This window comes from Staphylococcus sp. B1(2026), from assembly GCF_058895785.1.
This window is the reverse complement of the sequence record NZ_JBZXTS010000076.1, coordinates 1-3,293: the sequence shown is the minus strand read 5'-3', so window position 1 is coordinate 3,293 and position 3,293 is coordinate 1. Positions and strand designations below refer to the sequence as shown.

The window sequence follows — 3,293 nt, the reverse complement described above, 5'->3', positions numbered from 1 at the left end:
GTTGGGCACCTTCTGTTGGGTAGCCAATTACTTTAATTGATTCTTTGATTGCTTCTTCAGTCACTTTACCTTCTGTTGTATTTATTGGTGTCACTTCTACTTTGTACTTGTCTGACTCTTTAGTTGTTTCACCAATAATGAATGGTACTTTAACGATAACTTTTGAACCGTCCGGATATGTAATTTCTACTGGAAGTTCATATCGACCTGGTTCTGTTGGAATTGTAGTACCTTCTACTAACTTAACAATTGGTTGGGCACCTTCTGTTGGGTAACCAACAACTTTTATAGATTCTTTAATTACTGCTTCTGTTAAGCCATTACCTTGTGAAATAATTGGCGTCACTTCTACTTTGTAACTATCTGCTGCTTTCGCTTCAATTGTTACTGGTAATGTAATGATCACTTTTGAACCATCTGGATATATAATTTCTACTGGTACATTATATGTTCCAACTTTTGTTGGTAATACTGTACCTTCTGCTAATTTAACAATCGGTTGGGCACCTTCTGTTGGGTAGCCTACCACTTTAACTGCGGCTTTAATGATTGATTCAGTTAAGCCATCAGTTTTTATAACTACTGGTTGTACTTCTACTTTGTAACTTTCTGATTCTTTTGCTTTTTCTGCAATCGTTACTGGTACTTTAATAATTACTTTTGAACCATCTGGATATGTGATTTCTACTGATACTTGGTATTCTCCTGGTTCTGTTGGTAATTGTGTACCTTCTGCTAATTTAACAATTGGTTGGGCACCTTCTGTTGGGTAATCTACCACTTTAATTGCTTCATTAATCATCGCATCTGTTACACCAGTTCCTTCTGTTACGACGGGTTTCACTTCTACTTTGTAACTTTCTGATTCTTTTGCTTTTTCTGCAATCGTTACTGGTACTTTCACAATTACTTTCGAACCATCTGGATATGTTACTTCTACTGGTACTTGGTACTCACCTGGTGTTGTTGGTAATTGTGTACCTTCTGCTAATTTAATAACTGGTTGGGCACCTTCTGTTGGGTAACCTACCACTTTAACTGCTTCTTTAAGTACTGTATCTGTTACACCAGTTCCTTCTGTTACAACCGGTTTAATTTGTACTTTGTAGCTATCTGATTCTTTTGCTTTTTCTGTAATCGTTACTGGTACTTTCACAATTACTTTTGAACCATCTGGATATGTTACTTCTACTGGTACTTGGTGTTCTCCTGCTATTGTTGGTAATTGTGTACCTTCTGCTAATTTAACAATTGGTTGGGCACCTTCTGTTGGATAGCCTACCACTTTAACTGCTTCTTTAAGTACTGTATCTGTTACACCAGTTTCTTCTGTTACGACTGGTTTGATTTGTACTTTGTAATTTTCTGATTCTTTTGCTTTTTCTGTAATTGTAACTGGTACTTTCACAATCACTTTTGAACCATCTGGATACATTACTTCTAGTGGGACTTGGTATTCTCCTGGTGTTGTTGGTAATACCGCACCTTCCGTTAATTTAACAGTTGGTTGTGCTTCACCAGCTGGATATTCTGGGAATTTAACTGCATCCTTAACAATTTGTTCTGTTAATGATTCATCTTGTGTTACGACTGGTTTGATTTGTACTTTGTAAGTATCTGCATCCTTAGCCGCAATTGTTACTGGGATTTCTACCGTTACTTTTGAACCATCTGGATACGTCACTTCTACTGGGACATGATAATCACCTGGTGTTGTTGGTAATACTGCACCTTCTGCTAATGTTACAGTTGGTTGTGCTTCACCAGCTGGATAATCTAACACTTTAATTGCTTCTTTAACTGCTTGTTCTGTTAAAGTTTCACTTTGTGTCACAATTGGTTTGATTTCTACTTTATAAGTATCAGCTTCATCTACTTTTTTATTGATTGTCACTGGAATTTCTACTGTTACTTTTGAACCATCTGGATATGTTACTTCTACTGGTACATGATAGTCACCTGGTGTTGTTGGTAACACTGTGCCTTCTGGCATTGTGACAACTGGTTGTTCGTCATTTGTTGGGTAATCTAACACTTTAATTGCTTCTTTAACTGCTTGTTCTGTTAATTCATTACCTTCTGCAACAACTGGTTTTACTTCTACTTTATAGCTATCTGCTTCGTCTACTTTTTTGTTAATTGTTACTGGAATTTCTACTGTTACTTTTGAACCATCTGGGTATGTTACTTCTACCGGTACATGATAGTCACCTGGTGTTGTTGGTAACACTGTGCCTTCTGGTAATGCAATCGTTGGTTGTTCACCTTCTGTTGGATAATCTACAACTATAATTGCTTCTTTAACTACTTGCTCTGTTAATTCATTACCTTGTGTCACAACTGTTTTAACTTCAACTTTATAACCATCTGCTTCTTTTGCTGCAATCGTAACTGGGATTTCTACTGTTACTTTTGAACCATCTGGGTATGTTACTTCTACTGGTACATGATGTTCACCGACTGTTGTTGGTAACACTGTACCTTCTGGTAATGCAATCGTTGGTTGTTCACCTTCTGTTGGATAATCTACAACTGTAATTGCTTCTTTAATTGCTTGTTCTGTTAATTCATTACCTTGTGCAACAACTGGCTTGATTTTTACTTTATAGCTATCTGCTTCTTCAGTTTTCTTATTAATTGTTACTGGTACTGTAACTGTTACTGTTGAACCATCTGGATATGTTACTTCTACTGGTACTTGATGTTCACCGACTGTTGTTGGTAATACTGTACCTTTCGGTAAGGCAATAATTGGTTGTTTACCATCTTTCGGATAGTCTACAACTTTAACTGCTTCCTTAATTGCTTCTGCTGTTAATCCATTACCTTCTGTAACAACTGGTTTAATTGTTACTTTATATGTATCTGATTCTTTAGTTACAACTTTTTTACCATCTTCAATTATTGCTGCTGCTACGTCTTTTTCAATTGCTACTTTTCCAGCTTCTTTTGCTGCTTCTACACCAGCTTTATCTGTCGCTGCATCAATTGCTGCTTTTGCTTTATTAGCGTCCTCTGCTACTTTTGCTTTCGCTGCTTGTTTTTCTTCATCAGTTAAGTTTGGTAACGCATCGATTGCTTTGTCGGCTGCTTTCGCTGCTTCATCGATCGCTGCTTTCGCTGCTTCTTTGGCATTTGCCATTTCATCTGATGCTTTTTTACCATCTTGAACTAATTTTTCGATTGCCGCAACACCTTTATCTTTTTCTGCTGTAACTGCTTCTTTTGTTGTTGCGTTATCTATTGCTGCTTTTGCTTTTGTTGCTTCTTCTGCTACTTTTGCTTTCGCTGCT

At 37.0% G+C, this 3,293-nt stretch carries 1 protein-coding gene; it reads right to left on the bottom strand.

Annotated features, from left to right (window positions below; all coding sequences use genetic code 11):
* The coding region (locus tag AC5EAH_RS07805; protein ID WP_493494218.1) for a Rib/alpha-like domain-containing protein at positions 1 to 3,293 on the bottom strand (3,293 nt) is incomplete at both ends.